General features: G+C 67.6%; 1 pseudogene. It reads left to right on the top strand.

The annotated features are described in order from the left end of the window. Window positions 1–188: 188 nt before the first annotated feature. Window positions 189–1,501 (top strand): annotated as a pseudogene (locus E1294_RS51885) (IS701 family transposase). The last annotated feature ends 18 nt before the right edge of the window (window positions 1,502–1,519 follow it).

Raw genomic sequence — 1,519 nt, 5'->3', positions numbered from 1 at the left:
TAGTACGGCAGCCGCATTTCGCTGTGTGAGCTGGGCTGATGCGTGGAGTCGATGCGATCTTGTGATGGCTTTCGGCGCTCATGAGAGCAGCCGCCCATGATCATGTCTGTGTGAAGAGAACAAGATCGGGAGCGGCTGCAGTCCTCATCGTAGAGGCCCGCCGCGTCCAGCGGCACCTGGATCAGTTAATGATCGCCATAGCGTCGCTGTTCCCACGGATCGAACCACGCCTCCAAGCCCGCAAATACCTCCTGGCCCTGCTATCCGACCTGCCCAAACGCAACGGATGGACGATCGCCGAGTGGGTGGGTGACCGGCAACCGGACGCCACCCAGCGCCTGCTCAACCACGCCCGCTGGGACACCCTGGGCGTCATGAGCGCGATCCGCCGGTTCGTCGTCGCAGGCCTGGACCGCGCCGCCCGACCGGGCGGCCTGGCGATCGGCGCCCTGGATGAGTCCGGGCAGGAGAAGAAGGGATCAGCCACCGCCGGTGTCAAGCGCCAGCACATGGGCTGCGCGGGCGGAATCGACAACGGCATCAACACCGTGCACCTGGCCTACGTCCGGGCCGGCAGCGGACATGCATTGATCGCCTCCCGACAGTGGATCCCCGCCGAGCAAGTCGCCGACCCCGTCGCGGCGGTGACCATGGGCCTGCCACTGGACGTGGCCTTCCGCACCAAGGGCGAACTGGCCATCGACCTGCTCACCGACGCCTACGCCGACGGGATGAGCGTCGACTTCATCGCCGGCGATGAGGTGTACGGCGCCTGCACCAGCCTGCGCCACTTCCTGCAGGAGCACGCTCAGGCCTACGTGCTGCGCGTCCGCTCGTCCTTCACCCTCACCCTCGGCGCCGGGACGGCCATGACCTGCGCAGACGTTGCCGCCAAGCACCTCAAGCAGAAACGCAAATGGACCATCCGATCGGCCGGGGCCGGCTCCAAGGGCGAACGCACCTACGCCTGGGCCTGGATCGCAACCGCCAGCCCTGTGCACCACCTACTGATCCGCAAGCACCGCAAGACCGGGGAACTGGCCTTCCACTACTGCTTGTCCCCACCGGCCAGCCCGTCACCCTGCCACGCCTGGTAGCCGCCGCCGGGCTGCGCTGGCCGGTGGAGGAAACCTTCGAGTTCGGCAAGGACCTGTTCGGCCTGGACCAGTCCCAGGTCCGCCTCTATCACGCGATCCTGCGGCACACTGTGCTGGTCATGGCCGCCCTGGCCATCTGCGCCGTCACCGCAGCAGCCGCCCGCCGCCGCACCGACACCCAAGCACCACCCCCGACGCACCCTGATCAGGCTCCGCCGACCGATCCCGGCATGATCCCGCTGACCGTCGCCGAGATCAAGCGCCTGTTCAACGCCGCCACCGCGACAACGCGATCACTCCTGCACGCCGCCCATTGGTCAGCCTGGCGACGACGACACCAGGCCCGCGCCCGCTGGTTCCACCAACGCGCCCGCCTGGCCACCGCATATGCCCTGCTCAGCTAGCGAAATGCGGCTGCCGTA

The sequence above is a fragment of the Nonomuraea diastatica genome (assembly GCF_004349015.1).
In the GTDB taxonomy this organism is placed as follows: Bacteria; Actinomycetota; Actinomycetes; order Streptosporangiales; family Streptosporangiaceae; genus Nonomuraea; species Nonomuraea diastatica.
Note: the sequence above shows the minus strand (reverse complement) of the source record. Positions and strands in the feature narration are given on the sequence as shown.